Origin of the sequence: Streptomyces sp. NPDC102270 (assembly GCF_044766405.1) — a bacterium.
Classification (GTDB): Bacteria; Actinomycetota; Actinomycetes; order Streptomycetales; family Streptomycetaceae; genus Streptomyces.
The window spans coordinates 134,511-157,700 of the sequence record NZ_JBIWLX010000002.1; the positions used below are offsets into that span (position 1 = coordinate 134,511).

Genomic DNA, 23,190 nt, shown 5'->3' on the forward strand with positions numbered 1-23,190 from the left:
ACTCGAAGAACTCGAAGAAGTGGTCAGAGCTTCTCGATGACGTAGTCCACGCACTTCGTCAGGGCCTCGACGTCCGCCGGGTCGATCGCCGGGAACATCGCCACACGCAGCTGGTTGCGGCCGAGCTTGCGGTAGGGCTCGGTGTCCACGACGCCATTGGCGCGCAGCACCTTGGCGATCGCGGCGGCGTCGATCTCGTCCGAGAAGTCGATCGTGCCGATGACCTGGGAGCGCTTGGCCGGGTCGGTGACGAACGGGGTCGCGTGCTTGGACTCCTCCGCCCAGCTGTACAGGCGGGTCGAGGAGTCCTTCGTACGGGCCGTCGACCACGCGAGACCGCCCTGGCCGTTGATCCACTCCAGCTGCTGGTTCAGCAGGAAGAGGGTGGCGAGGGCCGGGGTGTTGTACGTCTGGTTCTTGCGGGAGTTGTCGATCGCCGTCGGCAGCGAGAAGAACTCCGGGATGTGACGGCCGGACGCGTGGATCCGCTCGGCGCGCTCGATCGCGGCCGGGGAGAACACGCCGATCCACAGGCCGCCGTCGGAGGCGAAGGACTTCTGCGGGGCGAAGTAGTAGACGTCCGTCTCGGCGATGTCGACCGGGAGGCCGCCGGCGCCGGAGGTGGCGTCCACGAGGACCAGCGCGCCCTCGTCCGCGCCGGCCACCCGCTTGATGGGGGCGGCGACACCGGTGGAGGTCTCGTTGTGCGTGAAGGCGTACGCGTCGACACCGGCCTCGGCCTGCGGCTCCGGGTGGGTGCCGGGCTCGGAGGAGATGACGGTCGGCTCGGCCAGCCAGGGGGCCAGCTTGGACGCCTTCGCGAACTTCGACGAGAACTCGCCGAAGGTCAGGTGCTGCGACTTGTTCTCGATCAGGCCGTGCGTCGCGACGTCCCAGAACGCGGTGGAGCCGCCGTTGCCGAGGACGACCTCGTAGCCCTCGGGGAGGGAGAAGAGCTCACTGATGCCCTCGCGCACCTTGCCGACCAGGTTCTTGACCGGAGCCTGGCGGTGGGAGGTGCCGAGGAGGGAGGTACCGGTTGCGGCCAGCGCGTCCAGCGCTTCCGTCCGCACCTTGGAGGGGCCCGCGCCGAATCGACCGTCGGCGGGCTTGATGTCAGCGGGAATCTGGATCTCAGCCACGGGGCGAGCGTAGCCGCTGGGGGAAACCTGGTCGAAACGTAGTCCGTCGGGTGAGACGCGGTGGTGTCGACCCACCTGGTTTGCTGGAGCCATGACGGATCTTGAGGCCGATCTGCGGAAGGCCGTCCGGGGCGAGGTCGCTTTCGACGTCACCTCCCGGGCCCTGGTCACCATGGACGCGTCCAACTACCGGCGTGTCCCCCTGGGGGTCGTCGCCCCGCTGGACGCCGACGACGTGGCCGCCGTGCTGGAGGTCTGCCGTACCCACGGCGTCCCCGTCGTCCCGCGCGGTGGCGGTACCTCCATCGCCGGGCAGGCCACCGGCACCGGGGTCGTGCTGGACTTCACCCGGCACATGAACCGGGTCCTGGCGCTGGACCCCGAGGCGCGTACCGCGGTCGTCCAGCCCGGCCTGGTGCTCGACCGGCTCCAGGACGCCGCCGCCCCGCACGGGCTGCGCTTCGGACCCGACCCCTCCACCCACAGCCGGTGCACGCTCGGCGGGATGATCGGCAACAACTCCTGCGGCTCGCACTCGGTGGCGTGGGGGACCACCGCGGACAGCGTGCGCGAGCTCGACGTCGTCACCGCGCGCGGGGAGCGGCTGCGGCTCGGACAGGAGTGGGCCGGGGCGCCGACGGGGCTGCGGGAGCTGGTCGACGGGGAACTGGCACGGCTGCGGACCGGCTTCCCCGAGCTGCCCCGGCGGATCTCCGGCTACGCCCTGGACGCCCTCCTGCCGGAACACCGGGCCGACGTCGCCCGGTCCTTCTGCGGCAGCGAGGGCACCCTCGGCGTGCTCACCGAGGCCGTCGTCCGGCTCGTGGAGGCGCCACGCGCGCGTGCGCTCGCGGTCCTCGGGTACGCGGACGAAGGTGCGGCCGCCGAGGCGGCGGCCGGGCTGCTGGTGCACCGCCCCCTGACGGTGGAGGGCATGGCGGCCGACCTGGTGCCCTCGGCGGCCGCGCTGCCCCGGGGCGGCGCCTGGCTGTTCGTGGAGACGGGCGGCTCCACCGAGAGCGAGGCACGCGCGCGTGCGGAGCAGGTCGTGCGCGCGGCCGACGTCCTCGACGCGCTCGTGGTGACCGACCCGGCCGGGCAACGCGCCCTGTGGCGCATCCGCGAGGACGCCAGCGGCACGGCGACCCGGATGCCCGACGGCACCGAGGCCTGGCCCGGCTGGGAGGACTGCGCGGTGCCGCCGCGGCGGCTCGGCGCGTATCTGCGGGACTTCCGGGAACTGCTGGGCGCGCACGGGCTGCGCGGAACGCCCTACGGCCACTTCGGCGACGGGTGCATCCACGTCCGCATCGACTTCGACCTGCTGACGCGGGCGGGGATCGGAAGGTTCCGCCGCTTCTCCGAGGAACTCGCCGACCTGGTCGTCGCGCACGGCGGGTCACTGTCCGGGGAGCACGGCGACGGGCAGGCGCGCGCCGAACTCCTGCCGAGGATGTACGGCGACGAGATGGTCGCCCTCTTCGAGCGGGCGAAGGCCCTCTGGGACCCGGACGACCTGCTCAACCCCGGCATGCTGGTCCGCCCGGCCCCCCTCGACACCAACCTCCGCTTCTCGGTCCTGCCCCGCGAGCCGGTCGACGTCGCCTTCGGGTACCCGGATGACGGCGGTGACTTCTCCGCCGCCGTACGCCGCTGCGTCGGGGTCGCGAAATGCCGTACGACAGCGGCGACCGGGTCCGCCGTCATGTGCCCGTCCTTCCGGGCCACCGGTGAGGAGGCGCACTCCACGCGCGGGCGTGCCCGGCTGCTGCACGAGATGCTCGCGGGCGAGGCGGGCGGGGTGGTCACCGACGGCTGGCGGTCCGAGGAGGTGCGCGAGGCGCTGGATCTGTGCCTGTCCTGCAAGGGCTGCCGGTCCGACTGCCCGGTCGGGGTCGACATGGCCACGTACAAGGCGGAGTTCCTGCACCACCACTACGCGGGGCGGCGCCGCCCGGCGTCCCACCACAGCATGGGCCGGCTGCCGGAGTGGCTGCGCCGGGTGGACCGGCTGCGGCTGGCTCCCGTGCTCAACGCCGTCGCCGCCGTACGGCCGTTGGCGGCCGTCGCCAAGCGGCTGGGCGGGATCGCGCCCGAGCGGCGGATCCCGAAGTTGGCGGCGGAGACGTTCAGCCGGTGGTGGGAGGGGCGGAAAGCCCGCGGGCGGAACCCCCGCGACATCGGTGACCTGGTGATCCTGTGGCCGGACACCTTCACCGAGCACCTCTCGCCGTCCGTGGGGCAGGCGGCCGTACGTGTGCTGGAGGCGGCGGGGCTGCGGGTGGCGCTGCCGCCCACCCTCCACCTGGAGAAGGCGCCGGTGGGCGACGGCAGGACGGTCGCCCTCGACCCGGTGTCCCTCCTGCGGGGCCGGGGCCGGGTCTGCTGCGGCCTGACATACGTGTCCACCGGCCAACTCGACCGCGCCCGTGCGGTGTTGCGCCGCACCATCGACCTGATGGCGCCGGTGCTGGAGACCTCGGTCCCGGTCGTCGTCCTGGAACCGAGCTGCGCGGCCGCCCTCCGCACGGACCTGCCGGAACTGCTGCACGACGATCCGCGGGCCGCCCTTCTCGCCTCCCGGGTCCTGACCTTCGCGGAGGCCCTGGAGCGGCTCGCCCCCGACTGGCGGCCACCGGCCCTGAACCGCCCGGTCGTCGGCCAGACCCACTGCCACCAGCACGCGGTCCTGGGCGACACGGCCGACCGCCGGCTGCGCGAGGCCGCGGGCCTCACCGGCGACCTGAGCGGCGGCTGCTGCGGACTCGCGGGCAACTTCGGCTTCGAGAAAGGCCACTTCGAGGTGTCGCGGACCTGCGCGGAGGAGCAACTGCTGCCGACGGTACGGCAGGCTCCTCCATCGGCAGTCGTGTTGGCCGACGGGTTCTCCTGCCGCACCCAGCTCGAGCAACTGGCGGGGGTGCGGGGCAGACACCTGGCAGAGGTGCTGGCGGAGGGACTCGCACGACAGCCCTGAACAGGCGGCGCCCGCCCCGGCGGAGTCCCTCCCGCTCGGTGGCCCGCTCGGTGGAGACTCACCACCATGTTCGCCTTCGACCGCGTCGCCGTCCTCTCCGACGTCCACGGTGTCCTGCCCGCCCTGGAAGCCGTCCTCGCCGAGCCCGAAGTGGCCGCCGCCGACCGGATCGTGCTGACCGGGGACATCACCGCCGGACCCCAACCCACCGGAGTGCTCGCCCTGTTGAGGGCACAGGGAGAGCGAGTGCTGTGGGTCTCGGGCAACGCCGACCGGGAACTCGTCGAGTTCCGCAGGGGGGAACGGTCGCAGATCCCCGACCCGATCGCCCCCTACGCCGCCGACCGACTCACCGACGAGGACGTGGAGTTCCTCGCCACGCTCCCCACCACCCGCACCCTCACCGTCCGCGGCCTCGGCGAGGTTCTCTTCTGCCACGCCACTCCCCGCGACGACGAGAAAATCGTCCTGGTCGACTCGCGCCCGGCCCGCTGGACGGAGGTCCTCAGGGGCGTCCCCGACACCGTCCGCACGATCGTCTGCGGCCACACCCACATGCCGTACGTCCGCCTCGCCCACGGCCGCCTGGTCGTGAACCCCGGCAGCGTCGGCATGCCGTACGGCCGCCCCGGCGCCCACTGGTGCCTGCTCGGCCCCGGCACCGACCTGCGGGTGACGGCGTACGACATCCCGGCGGCCGTGGAACGCCTCGTCGCGGAGTGCGACTGGCCGGGGATCGCTGAGTGGGCGGACCACTACCTCAACGCGCGGGCGACGGACGCGGAGGCGTTGGAGACGTTCGGGGCGCGGGACGGAAGGGCGAGCTCGTAGACCCCGTTGCGATACTCCCGCCGTGGAAACGAACACGCCCCTCACGAACTGGACCCTGCGTCCCGCGCAGCCCGCCGACGTCGAGCCGATAGCCGAACTGCGGGCCGTGGTCATGCGCCCCGACCTGGAGCGGCTGGGCCGGTTCGACGAGCACCGGGTCCGGCAGCGGTTCCGGGACGCCTTCGACGAGCGGCACATGTCGATCATCCTGACCGAGGGGCGTTTCGCGGGCTGTGTCGCCCTGCGGCCGGCCGAGGACGCCCACTGGCTGGAGCACTTCTTCATCACTCCGGCTCTCCAGGGCCACGGCCTGGGCTCGGCCGTCCTGAACACCCTCCTGGCCCGGACCGAGGCCGACGACGCACTGGTCCGCCTGAACGTCCTGCAGGGCAGCGCGGCGCGACGGTTGTACGAGCGGCACGGGTTCACGGTGGAGAGCGAGGACGCGGTGGACGTCTTCATGGTGCGGGGGCCGCGCACGGGCTGAGGGGCCCTGACGGAGCGGTCAGCCGAGCGTCCAGATCTGGTTGTCCCTTCCGTTGCACTCCCAGAGGACCGCCACCGTTCCGGACGCGCCTCCGAAGATGTCCACGCACTTCTGCGACTGCTCGGCCAGCAACTCGGTGCCGTCGAGGCGGAACCGCTGGCTGCCGCTTCCGTCGCAGCCGGCCAGCTGGATCGCGGTGCGGTCGTCGGTCGCTCCCCCGGCCACGGTCATGCACTTCCCCGAGGACCGGACGACCCCGGAACCCAGCTGCCACCGCTGCGCCGCCGAGCCGTCGCACGTGTCCTGGTACAGCTGCACCCCCTCCGACCCGTTGCCACGGCTCAGGCACTTCCCTGAGGCAGCGACCACCAGGGAACGGCCCGTCGGAGCGACCGGTGCGCCGGATCGGCTCTTCGTGGGCGTGGCCTCGGTTCCGGCATCCGCCCCGGTGTCGACTCCCGCGGCCTCGGTCGCCGATTCGGACGGCGAGCGGGTCCCGGTCGTCGGTGTCGTGGCACCGGAACCCGGGGGGTCCGACGGGGAGGGCGTCACGGACGGGGCCGGGCCCGGGGGCGGCGGCGCGGTCCTGTCGCCCGCCGCGGTGGCGCCGCCCGATGCCCGGGCACCGGTGCCGTCCTTCTCCACCGTCTGTGTGACCAGCAGCGAGATCGCGATCAGTACCGCCGCGGCGATCGCTGTGCCGAGCACGACCGGTTTCCTCCAGCGACCCGAGCGCGGCCGCGCCCGCCGCCCGGTCGAGGCGGGCGGTGGGCCGTCCGGAACGGCCCCGGCGGGGGAGATCACACGCTTCCCGTGATCCCGCTCCGTCTCCGGCTCGGGCTTCCGCTCGGGCTTCCGCTCGGGCTTCTGCTCCGGCTTCTGCTCCGGAGGAGCGTTGCCGGGCTCCGTGTTCACGGTGTGGACCGTCGGTATGGCCGGCGCGGCGACGGAGGAGTGCCCTTCGGTGGCCGCCGTCCGCAGGAGACGCTCGGCCTCCTCGGCCGACAGCCGCTCGTCGGGCCTGGTGGCGATCAGCCCCCGGATCAGCGGTGTCAGCGGTCCGGCCTTCCGAACCTCGGGCACCGGGCCCAGGGCGATGGCGTACATGGTCTCCGTCACCGTGTCCCGGAGGAACGGGGAACGGCCGTCGACCGCCTGGAAGAGCGTCGCGCCCAGCGCCCATAAGTCGGCTGCCGGGCCCGGTGCCGCGCCGGCGAGGCGCTCGGGGGCGATGAAGTCGACCGACCCCACCAGCTGGCCGGTGACGGTGAGAGTCGAGGTGTCGGAGGCCTGGGCGATGCCGAAGTCGGTCAGGACAACCCGGTCGTCCTCGGTGAGCAGCACGTTGGCGGGCTTCACGTCCCGGTGCAGGACCCCGGCCCGGTGCGCCGCCCGCAGTGCGGCGAGCACGCCGAGGCCGATCCTGGCGGCCTCTTCGGGCGGGAGAGGGCCGCGGGCTCGGACCAGCTCGGCGAGGGTGGTGGAAGGCACGTATTCCATGACGATGGCGGGCAGGCCCCCGTCGTCCACCACGTCGTGGACGACGACGACATTGGGGTGGCTGATCCGGGCGGCGCTGCGGGCCTCCCGGCGGGTGCGCTCGAAGAGAGTGGCGAGCTCGTCCTCGGGGAGGTGCGGCTGGGGGTGGAGCCTCTTGACGGCGACCTGGCGCCCGAGGACGGTGTCGTGGGCGCGCCAGACGGTGCCCATACCGCCTTGGCCGATCCGGTCGAGGATGCGGTATCGGCCGGCGATCAGCCGTTCTTCGTCAGACACCGTGGATTCCTTTTCGCTGCTGCGGGGCTGCGCCGGTCAGGAGTGCGTGCCTTGGAACTCTTCGGATCGGGATCTCCCCCAACGGCACCTGAATCTCCGGCCCGTTGAAGGGCGCGCCCTTGGTCGAGCGAGTAATCATACTTTCAAGCAGAGCCTATGCCTGGGGCAGACACGGCGATGCCGACGCAGTCCTTGCCCGGGCCGACGACAGTCGTATATCGGGTTTACGCACATGACCAGGTCCATTATCGTGGACTGAGCAGTGCATCATGATGGACGAGCCCCGAGCCGACCCCTGGAAGCCCCGTGACCACCTCCAGCAGCGCCCCTACGTCGTCGCCGACCCAGTTGGCCGCCACGCCCGCCCGCGGGCCCCGCCGCCACGGCTCCCTCGGTCCCGTCGGCCTGGTGCTCGCCGGGGGCGTCTCCGTGCAGTTCGGCGCGGCGCTGGCCGTGACCCTGATGCCGAGGGCGGGCGCCCTCGGGGTCGTGACCCTGCGACTGCTGGCGGCCGCGCTCGTCCTCCTCGTCGTCTGCCGCCCCCGGCTGCGCGGGCACTCCCGTACCGACTGGGGCACGGTCGTCGTCTTCGGCCTCACCCTGGCCGCGATGAACGGCCTCTTCTACCAGGCCGTCGACCGCATCTCCCTCGGCGCCGCCGTGACCCTCGAGTTCCTCGGCCCTCTTGCCCTCTCGGTGCTCGCCTCCCGCCGCGCGGTCAACACCGTTTGGGCCGCGCTCGCGCTCGCCGGTGTCGTCCTCCTCGGCGGCGGGGACTTCGGCGATCTGGACCCGGCGGGCGTGGCCTTCGCGCTGGGCGCCGGCGCCATGTGGGCGGCGTACATCGTCTTCAGCGCCCGCACCGGCCGCCGCTTCCCACAGGCCGACGGCCTCGCCCTGGCGATGGCGGTCGGCGCGCTGGCGTTCCTGCCGCTCGGCATCGCGGAGTCCGGCACCCGGCTTCTCGACCCGGTGACCGTGGGCCTCGGCGCGGCGGTGGCCCTGATGTCCTCCGTCCTGCCCTACACCCTCGAACTCCTCGCCCTGCGCACCCTGCCCGCCTCCGCCTTCGCCATCCTCATGAGCCTGGAGCCGGCCCTGGCCGCCCTCGCGGGCTTCCTGATCCTCGACCAGGCCCTGTCCGCGCTCCAGGCTCTCGCCGTCGCCCTCGTGATCGCGGCGAGCATGGGGGCGGTGCGGACACAGGTGGGGCGGGGCAAGGCGATCACTCCCTGAGCCTGGGCGGGCCGTACACGGCGAGCCCTGAGCGGGCCGTACGCGGCGTCAGTGGGTGAGTGCCGAGTGGGGTCTGTGCACGGCGTCAGTGGGTGAGCGCCGAGTGGGTCCGGACCCGGCGTCAGTGCGTGAGCCCCAAACGGGCTCGCCGTGCGCGGCGCCAGTGGGTGAGTGCCGAGCGGGCCGTACACGGTGTCAGTCCGCGGGCTTCTCCCACACCGAGACGTGCGTCTCGCTCTCGTTCGTGAAGGGCGCGCGGCTCCAGTCCTCCCACCGATTCCGCAGCCGCATCCCGGCCAGCCGCGCCATGAGATCCAGCTCCGCGGGCCAGACGTACCGGAAAGGGATCGTCCGGAAGGAACCCCGGCCGTCCTCGACCCTGACGTGGTTCGAGGCCATCGCCTGGGTGGCCACGTCGTAGGTGTCGAAGCCGAGGCGGTTCTCGCCGACGTGGAACGGCACGGCGTTCTGCCCCGGCGGAAGCTTCCGGAGCTGGGGAACCATGACCTCCACGACGAAGGTCCCACCGGGTGCCAGATGGGCCGCGACATTGCGGAAGCAGTCCACCTGGGCGTCCTGGGTCGTCAGGTTCATGATCGTGTTGAAGACCAGGTAGCCGACCGAGAAGCCGCCCGGCACCCGGGCCGTCGCGAAGTCCCCGATCGTCACTTCGACCGCCTCGCCGCCGGGCTTGGCCCGCAGCCGGTCCGCCATCGCCCGGGACAGCTCGATGCCGTGCACGCCGACCCCGCGCCGCGCCAGCGGCAACGCGATCCGCCCGGTTCCGACGCCCAGCTCCAGGGCCCGTCCTTCCCCGGCCAGCTCCGCCAGCAGGTCCACGGCCGGCTCGACCGCCTCGGGCGCGAACATCGCCGCCGACGACTCGTCGTACGTCGCCGCGACGGACTCTCCGAAGTAGCCGTCGTCATCGATCACCGGGGGACCGTACTGCGAGGACGGAGGCGGGCGCCTCCGAATATCGGGCCCTCGGCCATCAGCGGCGCGCACGTCGGTCCCGCAAAATTAATGCAAGCACGCTTGCTTGTTTCTGGCCCCGCTGCCATTCTCTCCCCATGGCAGACCCCACGCCCGTCATCGACGACCTGTGTGCGGAGGGCGAGGAACTCGACCTGCTGGTAGCCGAGTTGAGCCAGGAGCAGTGGTCGCTGCCGACCCCCGCCCCCGGCTGGACCGTCGCCCACCAGATCGCCCACCTCGCCTGGACCGACCACGCCTCCCTGCTCGCCGTCACCGACCAGAGGGCCTTCTCCCGCGAGGTCGAGAAGGCGCTGGCCGCGCCCGGGGACTTCGTGGACGAGGGCGCGGCGGAGGGTGCCCGAAAGCCCCCGGCGAGACTGCTCGCCTACTGGCGGGCGGGACGCGAGGACCTGGCCGAGGCCCTGCGGAACGCCCCCGAGGGCTCCCGTTTCCCCTGGTACGGCCCGCCCATGTCCACCGCCTCCATGGCCACCGCCCGCCTCATGGAGACCTGGGCCCACGGCCTGGACGTGGCGGACGCGCTGGGAGCGACCCGTGAGCCGACCGACCGGATCCGGCACATCGTCCGCCTCGGCGTCCGCACCCGCGACTTCGCCTTCGGCGTGCACGGACTGACCCCGCCCTTCGAGCAGTTCCGCATCGAACTCACCTCCCCCTCCGGCGAGTTGTGGACCTACGGCCCCGAGGACGCCACCGACCGCGTCACCGGCCCCGCCCTCGACTTCTGCCTCCTGGTCACCCAGCGGGCCCACCGCACCGACCTCGCCCTGCGCGCCGAGGGCGAGGACGCCGACCGGTGGCTCGACATCGCCCAGGCCTTCGCGGGCCCGCCCGGCGCCGGACGCCCGGCGAAGGGAACGGCTTCCGGCGGTGGGGGGGAGGGAATGCGGCCCGGCGGTCCGGCGGAGGGGGTGCCTCCCGGCGGCCCGGGGGAGGGGGTGCCTCCCGGCGACTCGGCAAAGGGGACGACCTCCGTCGGCCCAGGAGAGGGAACGGCTTCCGCCGACACGGCGAAGGGGATGCCTCCCGGCGGCCCGGCAAGGGGAGTTGCCGGATGACCCTGCGCATAGGCAACGCCTCCGGCTTCTACGGCGACCGTTTCGACGCGATGCGCGACATGCTCACCGGCGGCGAACTCGACGTCCTCACCGGCGACTACCTCGCCGAACTCACCATGCTCATCCTGGGTCGGGACCGGCTGAAGGACCCCGGGGCCGGATACGCCCGCACCTTCCTGCGCCAACTCGAGGAGTGCCTCGGTCTCGCACACGAGCGGGGCGTGCGGATCGTCACCAACGCGGGCGGGCTCAACCCCGCCGGACTCGCCGCCCGCATACGGGAGTTGGCGGACCGGCTCGGCCTCCCGGTCCGCGTCGCCCACGTCGAGGGCGACGACCTGACCCGTGACCACCCCGGCGCCCTCGCCGCCCACGCCTACCTCGGCGGCTTCGGCATCGCCGCCTGTCTCAGGGAGGGCGCGGACGTGGTCGTCACCGGCCGGGTGACGGACGCGGCCCTGGTCACCGGGCCCGCCGCCGCCCACTTCGGCTGGTCGCCGACGGACTACGACCGCCTCGCGGGAGCCGTCGTCGCCGGGCACGTCCTGGAGTGCGGGACACAGGCGACCGGCGGGAACTACGCGTTCTTCGCCGACGGCGAGCACGATCGCGGAGTTCTGCGAAGGCCCGGCTTCCCCCTCGCAAAACTCCACGAGGACGGCACCGCCGTCATCACCAAGCATCCCGGTACCGGCGGCTTCGTCGACGTCGGCACGGTGACCGCCCAGCTGCTGTACGAGACGCAGGGCGCCCGGTACGCCGGCCCCGACGTCACCGCCCGCCTCGACACGGTCCGGCTCACCCAGGACGGCCCCGACCGCGTCCGGATCTCCGGCGTACGCGGCGAGGCTCCACCGCCCGCCCTCAAGGTCGGCCTCAACCGCCTCGGCGGCTTCCGCAACGAAGTCGCCTTCGTCCTGACCGGCCTCGACATCGAGGCCAAGGCCGCCCTGGTGCGGGAGCAGCTGGAGCCCCACCTGGCCAAGGTCACCGACGTGCGCTGGGACCTGGTCCGCACGGACCGCCCCGACGCCGGCACGGAGGAAACCGCCAGCGCCCTTTTGCGGCTGGTCGTCCGGGACGCGGACCAGGACGCCGTCGGACGGGCGCTCAGCGGGGCCGCCGTGGAGCTGGCGCTCGCGAGCTACCCCGGGTTCCATGTGCTGGCACCACCCGGGAAGGGCTCGCCCTATGGGGTCTTCGAGGATGTGTACGTCCCTCATGGGGCCGTGGACCATGTGGCCGTCGTCCACGACGGGCGACGGATCCCCGTGGCGCCGGCCCAGGAGACCGCCGTACTCGAAGAAGTGCCGCGGCCGCCCCTGCCCGAGCCCCTGCCCTCGGGGCCGGTCACCAGAGCGCCCCTCGGGCTCGTCGCCGGCGCCCGCAGCGGTGACAAGGGCGGGAACGCCAACGTCGGGGTGTGGGCACGGACGGACGACGGCTGGCGATGGCTCGCGCACACCCTCACCGTCGAGCGCCTGCGTCAACTCCTCCCGGAGACGGCGGAGTTGAACGTCACCCGCCACGACCTCCCCCACCTCCGCGCCCTGAACTTCGTCGTGGAGGGGATCCTCGGCGACGGCGTCGCCGCCCAGCACCGTTTCGACCCGCAGGCCAAGGCCCTCGGCGAATGGCTGCGCTCCCGCCACCTGGACATCCCCGAGGTGTTGCTGTGACTGTTCTGCCGTCCACCCTGGACCCGAAGAGCCCCGAATACCTCTCCCACCGCGAAGCCATGCTCGCCAAGTTGGAGGAGTTGACCGCCGAGCACGCGAAGGCCCTCGCCGGCGGTGGCGAGAAGTACGTCGAGCGGCACCGCAAGCGAGGCAAGCTGCTCGCCCGCGAGCGCATCGAGCTGCTCCTCGACCCCGACACGCCCTTCCTGGAACTGTCCCCGCTGGCCGCCTGGGGCAGCGACTACACGGTCGGCGCCTCCCTCGTCACCGGGATCGGGGTGGTGGCGGGCGTGGAGTGCCTGATCACCGCCAACGACCCGACCGTGCGCGGCGGTGCGAGCAATCCGTGGTCGCTGAAGAAGGCCCTGCGGGCCAATGACATCGCCCTCGCCAACCGGCTGCCCTGCATCAGCCTGGTGGAGTCCGGCGGCGCCGATCTGCCCTCGCAGAAGGAGATCTTCATCCCGGGCGGGGCCATCTTCCGGGATTTGACGAGACTGTCGGCGGCCGGGATACCGACCCTCGCCGTCGTCTTCGGCAACTCCACGGCCGGCGGCGCCTACGTCCCCGGCATGTCCGACCACGTGATCATGGTCAAGGAGCGGGCCAAGGTGTTCCTCGGCGGCCCGCCCCTCGTCAAGATGGCCACCGGCGAGGAGAGCGACGACGAGTCCCTCGGCGGTGCCGAGATGCACGCGCGTGTGTCGGGCCTCGCGGACTACTTCGCCGTGGACGAGCGGGACGCGCTCAGACAGGCCCGCAGGGTCGTGGCCCGCCTCAACCACCGTAAGGCGTACGGCGATCCGGGCCCCGCCGAACCTCCCAAGTACGACGTCGGCGAACTCCTGGGGATCGTCCCCGGCGACCTGCGCACCCCCTTCGACCCGCGCGAGGTCATCGCCCGGATCGTCGACGCCTCCGACTTCGACGAGTTCAAGCCGCTGTACGGGACGAGCCTGGTGACGGGGTGGGCGGCCCTGCACGGCTATCCGGTCGGTGTGCTGGCGAACGCCCAGGGAGTCCTGTTCTCCGAGGAGTCCCAGAAGGCGGCCCAGTTCATCCAGCTGGCCAACCAGCGCGACATCCCGCTGCTGTTCCTGCACAACACCACCGGCTACATGGTCGGCAAGGAGTACGAACAGGGCGGCATCATCAAACACGGCGCGATGATGATCAACGCGGTCAGCAACTCGAAGGTCCCGCACCTCTCCGTCCTCATGGGCGCCTCGTACGGCGCGGGTCACTACGGCATGTGCGGCCGCGCCTACGACCCCCGCTTCCTCTTCGCCTGGCCCAGCGCCAAGTCGGCCGTCATGGGCCCCCAGCAGCTCGCCGGCGTGCTCTCCATCGTCGCCCGCCAGTCGGCCGCGGCGAAGGGGCTGCCGTACGACGAGGAGGGCGACGCGGCCCTGCGCGCCATGGTGGAGCAGCAGATCGAGTCCGAGTCGCTGCCCATGTTCCTGTCCGGGCGGCTCTACGACGACGGCGTCATCGACCCCCGCGACACCCGGACGGTACTGGGACTGTGCCTGTCCGCGATCCACACCGCGCCCTACGAGGGCGCCCGCGGCGGCTTCGGCGTCTTCCGGATGTGAGGGACCCTTCAGTGATCACTTCTGTGCTCGTCGCCAACCGGGGCGAGATCGCCTGCCGGATCTTCCGCACCTGTCGAGAGCTGGGCATCCGGACGGTCGCCGTGCACTCCGACCCGGACGCGAACGCCCTCCACACGCGCGTGGCGGACGCGGCCGTACGACTCCCGGGCGCGGCCCCCGCCGACACCTACCTGCGCGCCGACCTGGTCGTGAAGGCGGCGATCGCCTCCGGCGCCGACGCCGTGCACCCCGGCTACGGCTTCCTCTCCGAGAACGCCGGCTTCGCGCGGGCCGTCCTCGACGCGGGCCTGGTCTGGATCGGCCCACCGCCGTCCGCGATCGAGGCGATGGCGTCCAAGACACGCGCCAAGGAACTGATGGGCCTCGCGCCCCTCACGGACGTGACGCCGGCCGACCTGCCGGTGCTGGTGAAGGCGGCCGCGGGCGGCGGAGGCCGCGGCATGCGCGTCGTCCGCCGCATCGAGGACCTGGCCGCCGCCCTTCAGAGCGCCCGCGCCGAGGCCGCGAGCGCCTTCGGCGACGGCGAGGTCTTCGTCGAGCCGTACGTCGAGGACGGCCGCCACGTCGAGGTCCAGATCCTCGCCGACACCCACGGCACGGTGTGGGCCCTGGGCACCCGCGACTGCTCCCTCCAGCGCCGCCACCAGAAGGTGATCGAGGAGTCCCCGGCCCCCGGACTCCCGGACGAGCTCAGGGAGGAACTGCACGAGTCAGCCGTACGAGCCGCACGCGCGGTGCACTACGTGGGCGCGGGCACGGTCGAGTTCCTGGTCTCCGGCACCCAGGCCCACTTCCTGGAGATGAACACCCGCCTCCAGGTCGAACACCCGGTGACGGAGGCGGTGTTCGGCATCGACCTGGTGGCGGAACAGATCCGCGTCGCCGAAGGCGTCCCACTGCCCGACGAGCCCCCACGCGCGCGCGGCCACGCCGTCGAAGGGCGCCTGTACGCCGAGGATCCCGCGCGCGACTGGACCCCGCAGACCGGCACCCTGCACCACTTCTCGGTCCCCCCGTCCGTCCGCCTGGACTCGGGCTATGAGAACGGCGACGACATCGGCGTCCACTACGACCCGATGCTCGCCAAGGTCGTCGCGTACGCCCCCACGCGCGCGGAGGCGGTCCGCAAACTGGCGGGCGCCCTGGAGCGGGCGACGATCCACGGCCCGACCACCAACAGGGACCTGCTGGTGAACTCCCTGCGCCACAAGGAGTTCACGACGGCCCGCATGGACACCGGCTTCTACGACCGCCACCTCACGGAACTCGTCGGCGGAACCGGAGACCCTCACGCCCCCCTGGCGGCGGCCCTCGCGGACGCGGTCGGCCGCTCCCGTTTCGGCGGCTTCCGCAACCTGCCCTCGGCCCCGCAGACCAAGCGCTACGAGATGGCGGGCGAGGAGCACGAGGTCCACTACCGCCACACCAGGGATGGCCTGGAGGCGGACGGGATCCGGGTGATCCACGCGGACGTGAGCCGGGTCGTACTCGAAGTGGAGGGCGTGCAGAGGAAGTTCGAGGTGTCCAGCTACGGCGACCAGGTGCACGTGAACAGCACGTCCCTGAAGGTCCTACCTCGCTTCCCCGACCCGACGGCCCAGCACGCACCGGGTTCCCTCCTTGCTCCGATGCCGGGAACGGTCGTCCGCGTGGCCGACGGGCTCGCCGTAGGGACCGCCGTACAGGCGGGAGAGCCGCTCCTGTGGCTGGAGGCGATGAAGATGGAACACAAGATCACGGCGCCTCACGCGGGAACGCTGAGTGCCTTCGAGGCAGTACCCGGCCAACAGGTAACGGTCGGCTCTCTACTGGCGGTGGTGGACGCGCCTTAGGGGCGCGGGGCTACATCAATGTGCGGCTACCGCCGCGCGGGCGCGACCAGCCACGACGAAGGAGCCACATGCCCACGATCGAAACCGATGAGCACAAGTCCCTGCGCGAAGCGGTAGCTGCCCTGGGCAAACGCCACGGCCGCGACTTCAACCGAGAAGAACTCTGGTCCGAAGCAGCCAAGCTCGGCTATCTCGGCGTCAACCTGCCGGAGGCATACGGCGGCGGAGGCGGCGGAATAGCGGAACTCTCCATCGTCCTCGAAGAGTTGGGAGCCGCAGGCTGCCCCCTCCTCATGATGGTCGTCTCCCCGGCGATCTGCGGCACAGTGATCGCCCGCTTCGGCACCGAGGCCCAGAAGCAGGAGTGGCTCCCCGCCCTCGCCGACGGCACCCGCACCATGGCCTTCGGCATCACGGAACCGGACGCCGGCTCCAACTCCCACCGCATCACCACCACGGCCCACCGCGACGGAGCCGACTGGCTGCTCACCGGCCGCAAGGTCTTCATCTCCGGAGTGGACATAGCCGACGCCACCCTCATAGTCGGCCGCACGGAGGACTCCCGCACCGGCCGCCTCAAGCCCTGCCTCTTCATCGTCCCCCGGGACGCCGAAGGCTTCACCCGCCGCCAGATCGACATGGAACTCCAGGCGGCGGAAAAGCAGTTCGAGCTGACCCTCGACGACGTACGCCTGCCCGCCGAAGCCCTCGTGGGAGACGAGGACGCGGGCCTCCTCCAGCTCTTCGCCGGCCTCAACCCCGAGCGCATCATGACGGCCGCCTTCGCGATCGGCATGGGCCGCTACGCCCTCTCCCAGGCGATCACCTACGCCAAGGACCGCACGGTCTGGAACGCCCCCATCGGCGCCCACCAGGCCATCGCCCACCCCCTCGCCCAGGCACACATCGACCTCGAACTGGCCCGCCTGATGATGCAGAAGGCCGCGTACCTCTACGACGAGGGGGACGACGCGGCCGCGGGCGAGGCCGCCAACATGGCGAAGTACGCGGCGGGGGAGGCCTGCGTGAAGGCCGTCGACCAGGCGGTCCACACCCTCGGCGGCAACGGCCTCACCCGGGAGTTCGGGATCGCCTCGCTGATAACGGCCGCGCGCGTGGCTCGTATCGCACCGGTCAGCAGGGAGATGATTCTCAACTACGTCTCCCACCAGACCCTGGGCCTTCCCAAGTCGTACTGACCGTCCTGGAGGAACCGTGTTCCGCAGCGAGTACGCAGACGTCCAGCCCCTCGAACTCCCCATCCATGAGGCCGTCCTGGCTCGCGCCGCCGAGTTCGGGGACGCGCCCGCCCTGATCGACGGAACCGACGGCACGACCCTCACGTACGGGCAGCTCGACCGGTTCCACCGCCGGGTCGCCGCGGGGCTCGCCGAGGCGGGCGTCGCCAAGGGGGACGTGCTCGCGCTGCACAGCCCCAACACGATCGCCTTCCCGACCGCGTTCTACGCCGCCACGCGCGCGGGTGCCTCCGTCACGACCGTGCACCCGCTCTCCACGCCGGAGGAGTTCGCCAAGCAGCTCGGCGACTCCGCGGCCCGCTGGATCGTCACCGTCTCCCCGCTCCTGGAGACGGCACGCCGGGCCGCCGAACTCGCGGGCGGCGTACGGGAGATCTTCGTCTGCGACAGCGCCCCCGGCCACCGCTCCCTCATCGACATGCTGGCCTCGACGGCCCCCGAGCCGGACCTCGCCATCGACCCGGCGACGGACGTCGCGGCACTGCCGTACTCCTCGGGCACCACCGGCGCCCCCAAGGGCGTGATGCTCACGCACCGGCAGATCGCCACCAACCTCGCCCAGCTCCAGCCGCTGATGGCGGCCGGCCCCGAGGACCGCATCCTCGCGGTCCTGCCCTTCTTCCACATCTACGGCCTCACGGCCCTCATGAACGCGCCCCTGCGCGTCGGCGCGAGCGTCGTCGTCCTGCCCCGCTTCGACCTGGAGACCTTCCTCGCGGCCATCCAGAACCACCGCATCACCGGCCTGTACGTGGCCCCGCCGATCGTCCTCGCCCTCGCCAAGCACACCCTCGTCGAGCACTACGACCTGTCGTCCCTGCGCTACATCGTCAGCGCCGCCGCCCCGCTGGACGCCCGGCTCGCCGCCGCCTGTTCGGCCCGCCTCGGCCTCCCGCCCGTCGGCCAGGCGTACGGCATGACGGAACTCTCGCCCGGCACCCATGTCGTCCCCCTGTCCGCCATGCGCGAGGCACCCCCGGGGACCGTCGGCAAGCTCATCCCCGGCACCGAGATGCGGATCGTCTCCCTCGACGACTCCGGCAAGGACCTCGGCGTCGGCGAGCCCGGCGAGATCCTCATCCGCGGCCCGCAGATCATGAAGGGCTACCTCGGCCGCCCCGACGACACCGCCGCCATGATCGACCCCGACGGCTGGCTGCACACCGGGGACGTCGGCCATGTCGACGCCGACGGCTGGCTGTTCGTCGTCGACCGGGTCAAGGAACTCATCAAGTACAAGGGCTTCCAGGTGGCACCCGCCGAACTGGAAGCCCTCCTGCTCACCCACCCCGGCATCGCCGACGCGGCCGTCATCGGCGTCTACAACGACGACGGCAACGAGGTCCCGCAGGCCTTCGTCGTCCGCCGGCCCACCGCGAGCGACCTCTCCGAGAGCGAGGTCATGATGTACGTCGCCGAACGCGTCGCCCCCTACAAACGCGTCCGCCACGTCACCTTCGTCGACGCGGTGCCCCGGGCCGCCTCCGGCAAGATCCTCCGACGGCAGCTCAGGGAGCGCACATGACACTGATCGCCCGCACACACACGCGGGGCGTCGAGACCCTCACCCTCGACTCCCCGCACAACCGCAACGCCCTGTCCGCGGCACTGCTGGGGGAGCTGGCCTCCTCGCTGGCGGACTGCGCCAAGGACGGCGAGGTCCGCGCGGTCGTCCTCACCCACACCGGCAACACCTTCTCCGCGGGCGCCGACCTTAAAGACCCCCCGGACCCGGCGGCCCTGGTCGGGCTCCTGCGGCAGATCGTGGAGCTCGGCAAGCCGGTCGTCGCACGCGTCACCGGGCACGTCCGCGCGGGCGGCCTCGGCCTCCTCGCCGCCTGCGACATCGCGGCCGCGTCCACCGCCTCGACCTTCGCCTTCACCGAGGTACGGATCGGCGTCGCCCCCGCGGTCATCTCCCTGACCCTGCTGCCCCGCACCGACCCCCGCGCCCTCGCCCGCCACTACCTCACCGGCGAGCGCTTCGACGCCGCCGAGGCGGCCCGCATCGGCCTGGTGACGGCGGCCGGCGACGACGTGGACGCCGTACTCGAACCGATCCTGGACGGTCTGCGGCGGGCCGCCCCCGAGGCTCTGGCCGAGACGAAACGGCTGCTCACCGCTAGGGTGCTGGAGACCTTCGACCGGGACGCGGCCGACCTGACCGCGCTCTCGGCCCGGCTGTTCGCCGCACCGCACGCGCGCGAGGGCATGACAGCCTTCCTGGAACGACGGGATCCCTCATGGGTGGTATGACCACGATCGGCCACCGGGCCGACCGCGTACCCAAGCAGGACCGCAGCCGGGCCACCCGGCAGCGCCTCCTCGAAGCCGCCGTGGCCTGCCTCGCCGAACACGGCTGGGCCGGCTCCACGGTCACCGTCGTCGCCGAACGCGCCGGCGTCTCCCGGGGCGCCGCCCAACACCACTTCCCCACCCGCGAGGACCTCTTCACCGCGGCCGTCGAGTACGTGGCGGAGGAACGCTCGACGGCCATCCGCGCACTGTTCCCCGGGGGCGCGGCGGACGACCGGCGCGCGGTGATCGCTGCCCTCGTCGACCTCTACACCGGCCCCCTCTTCCGGGCCGCCCTCCACCTCTGGGTCGCCGCCTCCAACGAGGAACAACTGCGCCCGAAGGTCACCGAGTTGGAGGCCCGGGTGGGCCGCGAGACCCATCGCATCGCCGTGGACCTGCTGGGCGCGGACGAGTCACGCCCCGGCGTCCGCGAGACGGTCCAGGGCCTCCTGGACATGGCCCGCGGCCTGGGTCTGGCAAACCTGCTCACGGACGACACCGGCCGGCGGGACCGTGTGGTGGCGCAGTGGGCGGCCCTGCTGAACGAGACGCTCGCCTAGTCGTGGTCCAGCCGCGGCCTAGTCGGCGATGTCTCCGAACCCCTCGATGTCCCGGGGATTCCGAGTCGCGGGCCCCACATACCGGGCAGACGGCCGCACCAGCCGCCCCGTCCGCTTCTGTTCCAGAATGTGCGCCGACCAGCCCGCCGTACGCGCGCACGTGAACATCGACGTGAACATGTGCGCCGGCACCTCCGCGAAGTCGAGGACGATCGCCGCCCAGAACTCCACGTTCGTGGCGAGCACCCGGTCCGGCCGCCGCGCGTGCAGCTCCGCCAGCGCCGCCTTCTCCAACGCCTCCGCGATCTCGAACCGGGGCGCCCCCAGCTCCCGCGCGGTACGACGCAGCACACGCGCGCGGGGATCCTCGGCCCGGTACACCCGGTGCCCGAACCCCATCAGCCGCTCACCCCGGTCCAGCGCCTGCCGGACATACGCCTCGGCGTCCCCGGTCCGCTCGATCTCCTCGATCATCCCCAGCACCCGCGAGGGCGCACCCCCGTGCAGCGGCCCGGACATCGCGCCCACGGCCCCGGAGAGCGCCGCGGCGACATCCGCGCCGGTGGAGGCGATCACGCGCGCGGTGAACGTCGACGCGTTCATCCCGTGCTCCGCGGCCGACGTCCAGTAGGCGTCCACGGCGGCCACATGCTTCGGGTCCGGCTCCCCCCGCCAGCGGATCATGAACCGCTCGACGACGGACTGCGCCTTGTCGATCTCCCGCTGCGGCACCATCGGCAGCCCCTGCCCGCGCGCGGACTGGGCGACGTAGGACAGGGCCATCACGGCGGCCCGGGCGAGGTCGGCACGCGCCTGCCCGGCATCGATGTCCAGCAGCGGCTTGAGCCCCCACACCGGGGCGAGCATGGCGAGCGCCGACTGGACGTCCACGCGGATGTCCCCGGAGTGCACCGGAATCGGGAACGGCTCCGCGGGCGGCAGACCGGGATTGAAGGCGCCGTCGACCAGCAGCCCCCACACATTGCCGAACGAGACATGGCCGACCAGATCCTCGATGTCGACGCCCCGGTACCGCAGCGCGCCGCCCTCCTTGTCCGGTTCGGCGATCTCCGTCTCGAACGCGACGACTCCTTCGAGGCCGGGTACGAAACCGGGGTCAAAGCCGGGGTCGAGGTCGGACATCAGGCGGCTCCTCATGATGTGTACGACGGATGACGCCACGATATCCCCGAGTGCCACCTTTGGGGAGGGGATGCGGCACTCAGTGCCACCGACCGCCATCGACCGTGCAGAAGCTCTCCGTACGGCAGGATGACCGCGTGACCGACGCAGCGCACGCCGTCTTCCCGGACCCCGCCTCCATGCGCGAGCAGTACCGCGCGGAGGGCCTCGCCGAGACCGACCTGGCACCCACACCCGTCGAACAGTTCGCGCGCTGGTTCAAGCAGGCGGCCACCGAGGCGCACCTCTTCGAGCCGAACGCCATGATCGTCTCCACCGCGGACGCCGAGGGCCGCCCCAGCTCCCGCACGGTCCTGCTCAAGCAGTTCGACGAACAGGGCTTCGTCTTCTACACCAACTACGGCTCCCGCAAGGCCAGGGACCTCGCACAGAACCCGTACGTCTCCCTGCTCTTCCCCTGGCACCCCATGGCCCGCCAGGTCATCGTCACCGGCCTCGCCCGCCGCACCGGCCGCGACGAGACCGCCGCCTACTTCCGCACCCGCCCGCACGGCTCCCAGCTCGGCGCCTGGGCCAGCGCGCAGTCCTCGGTGATCGAGACCCGCGAACAGGTCGACACCGCCTACGCCGAACTGGCCGCCCGCTACCCCGAGGGCGAACAGGTCCCGGTCCCGCCGCACTGGGGCGGCTTCCGGGTGGCCCCGGAACAGGTCGAGTTCTGGCAGGGCCGCGAGAACCGCCTCCACGACCGCCTGCGGTACGTGGCGGAGCCGGACGGGAGCTGGCGGGTGGAGCGGCTGAGCCCCTGAAGAAGCGGCTCGACACGGGCCTACGCCCGCCCCACCACCCCACCCAGATCCAGCGCCGCGGCGATCCGCACCGCCACGTCCTCCGCGTACACCGCGTCACCCCGCTCGAACTGCCCCCTGCCGGAGCCCCGCAGGAACGTCACGACTCCGAGCGTCCGCCCCCGGCTCCGCAGCACCGCGCACAACGCGTGCACCACGTCCGAGGGCCACTGGCGGGACTCGGCCCACTCGCGGGCCCGGTCGCCCGACACCGCCCCCACACTCGCCCGCACCGACCCCACCCGCTCCACGCACTGCAACGCCGGATGCCCCTCGCCGTACCGCACGGGCAACCCGGCCGCTCCCGACGCCTGCAGACTCGGCCCCGGCGCCCCGGACGGCGTCGCGGCGACCCGTACGAGACGGACCGGACCGGTCTCCTCCCCGTCGGCCACCGCACCGCCGGCCACCCGGTCGATCAGCGCGTGGTCGGCGAACCCGGCGAGCGCGAAGTCCAGATGGACGACGGCGGCCTCGGCCGGGTCCTCGCACTCCGCGGCCGCCCGGGCAGCCCGGTGCAGCTGGTTCGTCCGGAACCGCAGCAGCGAGGCCTCCTGCTCGCTCTGCTTGGCCTCGGTGACGTCCTGGAACAGCCAGCCGACACCCAACGGCACCGGCTCCTCCGCGAGCGGCGAGGAGAGCCGTACGAACCCGCAGCGCCAGCAGCGCCGCTTCTCGCCGTCCGGTGTCCGCACCGCCACCCAGATCTCGGCCGGCGCCGGCGGCGCACCCTCGGCCAGCACATGGGTCAGCGCGCCCTCCAGCTCCTCCACGCCCTGCGCGAGCAGCTCCCCGAGGGGCCGCCCCAGCACGGACGTACGCCCGATGCCCAGCGACCGGGCCGCGTGCGCGTTGACCACGGCGGGCCGCAGATCGGCGTCGACCAGCACGACACCCCACGAGGCGTCCTCGAAGAGCGCCTCGCTCAGCGCGATCGACCGCTCCAGATCGATCTGCGTGTGCACCTCGCTGAAGGCGCAGTACACCCCGGCCGGCTTCCCGTCGGGACCGCGCACGGCCGCGGACTGGGTGCGTACGAGCACCCGGCCGCCGTCCTTGGTCAGCAACGCGAACTCGTGCACCTGCCGGCCGGGCGACTGCATGGCGGACATCAGCCGCCCCTCGACCTCCTCGGCGTCCGCCCGCCGCACCGCCCACCCGGCGAACCCGTGCCGCCCCACGGCCTCGGCCGCGGTCCAGCCGAGGATCCGCTCGGCCTCACGGTTCCAATGCGTGACGACACCATCCGCGTCGAAGGCACACAGTGCCGCGTCCATGCCGTCCAGCAACGCGGCGAGCAGATCGGAACCACCCGGGCCCTCGGGCCCGTCCGGTCCCAGCTCGTCGGTGGTCCCACTACGCCGGGAAGCACTCACCTGGACCCCCTGCCAGCTGCTTCACTCACCAACAATCATTCAACTCGAACGTGACGCAGCACACACCGGGTTC

17 protein-coding genes and 1 pseudogene are annotated in these 23,190 nt (G+C 72.3%); 13 read left to right on the forward strand and 5 right to left on the reverse strand.

Annotated features, from left to right (window positions below):
• Window positions 1-23: 23 nt before the first annotated feature.
• Window positions 24-1,142, reverse strand: a complete 1,119-nt coding sequence (serC, locus tag ACIRP7_RS03530) for a phosphoserine transaminase (RefSeq protein ID WP_403653345.1) — start codon at window positions 1,140-1,142, stop codon at window positions 24-26.
• 91 nt (window positions 1,143-1,233) lie between these two features.
• Between serC and ACIRP7_RS03535 the strand changes: the two genes are divergently transcribed.
• The 3 genes from ACIRP7_RS03535 to ACIRP7_RS03545 all read left to right on the forward strand — a co-directional run bounded on the left by ACIRP7_RS03535 (window position 1,234) and on the right by ACIRP7_RS03545 (window position 5,437).
• Entirely contained in the window at window positions 1,234-4,119 is a 2,886-nt protein-coding gene (locus ACIRP7_RS03535) for an FAD-binding and (Fe-S)-binding domain-containing protein (RefSeq protein ID WP_403653347.1), read from the forward strand.
• A gap of 66 nt (window positions 4,120-4,185) precedes the next feature.
• Complete coding sequence (locus ACIRP7_RS03540) at window positions 4,186-4,950, forward strand: metallophosphoesterase family protein (protein ID WP_403653350.1); 765 nt, start codon at window positions 4,186-4,188, stop codon at window positions 4,948-4,950.
• 22 nt (window positions 4,951-4,972) lie between these two features.
• Window positions 4,973-5,437 (forward strand): GNAT family N-acetyltransferase, encoded by a 465-nt coding sequence (locus ACIRP7_RS03545; RefSeq protein ID WP_403653352.1) that lies wholly within the window; start codon window positions 4,973-4,975, stop codon window positions 5,435-5,437.
• Between the two features lie 18 nt (window positions 5,438-5,455).
• On the opposite strand, the gene ACIRP7_RS03550 is transcribed toward ACIRP7_RS03545, so the two are convergent.
• Entirely contained in the window at window positions 5,456-7,213 is a 1,758-nt protein-coding gene (locus ACIRP7_RS03550; RefSeq protein ID WP_403653355.1) for a protein kinase, read from the reverse strand.
• Window positions 7,214-7,519: 306 nt separating this feature from the next.
• Between ACIRP7_RS03550 and ACIRP7_RS03555 the strand changes: the two genes are divergently transcribed.
• Entirely contained in the window at window positions 7,520-8,449 is a 930-nt protein-coding gene (locus ACIRP7_RS03555) for an EamA family transporter (protein ID WP_403653358.1), read from the forward strand.
• A 195-nt stretch (window positions 8,450-8,644) separates the two neighbouring features.
• On the opposite strand, the gene ACIRP7_RS03560 is transcribed toward ACIRP7_RS03555, so the two are convergent.
• Window positions 8,645-9,385: a class I SAM-dependent methyltransferase gene (locus tag ACIRP7_RS03560; protein WP_403653361.1), complete on the reverse strand. Its 741-nt coding sequence runs from the start codon at window positions 9,383-9,385 to the stop codon at window positions 8,645-8,647.
• 137 nt (window positions 9,386-9,522) lie between these two features.
• On the opposite strand from ACIRP7_RS03560, the pseudogene ACIRP7_RS03565 reads away from it, so the two are divergent.
• The 8 genes and pseudogenes from ACIRP7_RS03565 to ACIRP7_RS03600 form a co-directional block, all read left to right on the forward strand.
• Window positions 9,523-10,311, forward strand: a pseudogene (locus tag ACIRP7_RS03565) (TIGR03084 family metal-binding protein); the annotation flags it as partial.
• Window positions 10,312-10,502: 191 nt separating this feature from the next.
• Complete coding sequence (locus tag ACIRP7_RS03570; protein ID WP_403653364.1) at window positions 10,503-12,185, forward strand: acyclic terpene utilization AtuA family protein; 1,683 nt, start codon at window positions 10,503-10,505, stop codon at window positions 12,183-12,185.
• Complete coding sequence (locus tag ACIRP7_RS03575; protein WP_403653366.1) at window positions 12,182-13,780, forward strand: acyl-CoA carboxylase subunit beta; 1,599 nt, start codon at window positions 12,182-12,184, stop codon at window positions 13,778-13,780. Before ACIRP7_RS03570 ends, ACIRP7_RS03575 begins: the two co-directional genes overlap by 4 nt.
• 11 nt (window positions 13,781-13,791) lie before the next feature.
• Entirely contained in the window at window positions 13,792-15,633 is a 1,842-nt protein-coding gene (locus ACIRP7_RS03580) for a biotin carboxylase N-terminal domain-containing protein (protein WP_403653369.1), read from the forward strand.
• 68 nt (window positions 15,634-15,701) lie between these two features.
• A complete protein-coding gene (locus tag ACIRP7_RS03585) occupies window positions 15,702-16,832 on the forward strand; it encodes an acyl-CoA dehydrogenase family protein (RefSeq protein ID WP_403653372.1) in 1,131 nt (376 codons plus the stop codon).
• Window positions 16,833-16,848: 16 nt separating this feature from the next.
• Complete coding sequence (locus tag ACIRP7_RS03590; protein ID WP_403653375.1) at window positions 16,849-18,417, forward strand: 4-coumarate--CoA ligase family protein; 1,569 nt, start codon at window positions 16,849-16,851, stop codon at window positions 18,415-18,417.
• Window positions 18,414-19,148: an enoyl-CoA hydratase family protein gene (locus ACIRP7_RS03595; RefSeq protein WP_403653378.1), complete on the forward strand. Its 735-nt coding sequence runs from the start codon at window positions 18,414-18,416 to the stop codon at window positions 19,146-19,148. Before ACIRP7_RS03590 ends, ACIRP7_RS03595 begins: the two co-directional genes overlap by 4 nt.
• Window positions 19,136-19,750 (forward strand): TetR/AcrR family transcriptional regulator, encoded by a 615-nt coding sequence (locus ACIRP7_RS03600; protein ID WP_403653380.1) that lies wholly within the window; start codon window positions 19,136-19,138, stop codon window positions 19,748-19,750. The genes ACIRP7_RS03595 and ACIRP7_RS03600 overlap by 13 nt, the downstream gene beginning before the upstream one ends.
• Before the next feature lie 18 nt (window positions 19,751-19,768).
• On the opposite strand, the gene ACIRP7_RS03605 is transcribed toward ACIRP7_RS03600, so the two are convergent.
• A complete protein-coding gene (locus tag ACIRP7_RS03605) occupies window positions 19,769-20,893 on the reverse strand; it encodes a citrate synthase 2 (RefSeq protein ID WP_403653382.1) in 1,125 nt (374 codons plus the stop codon).
• Window positions 20,894-21,072: 179 nt separating this feature from the next.
• Here ACIRP7_RS03605 and pdxH point away from each other — a divergent pair, with 179 nt between their 5' ends.
• On the forward strand, window positions 21,073-21,702 hold the full coding sequence (gene pdxH, locus ACIRP7_RS03610) for a pyridoxamine 5'-phosphate oxidase (protein WP_393603471.1): 630 nt from the start codon (window positions 21,073-21,075) through the stop codon (window positions 21,700-21,702).
• 20 nt (window positions 21,703-21,722) lie between these two features.
• Here pdxH and ACIRP7_RS03615 read toward each other — a convergent pair whose 3' ends face one another.
• Window positions 21,723-23,117, reverse strand: coding sequence for a PAS domain-containing protein (locus ACIRP7_RS03615; protein ID WP_403653385.1), 1,395 nt, complete (start codon window positions 23,115-23,117; stop codon window positions 21,723-21,725).
• Window positions 23,118-23,190 lie beyond the last annotated feature (73 nt).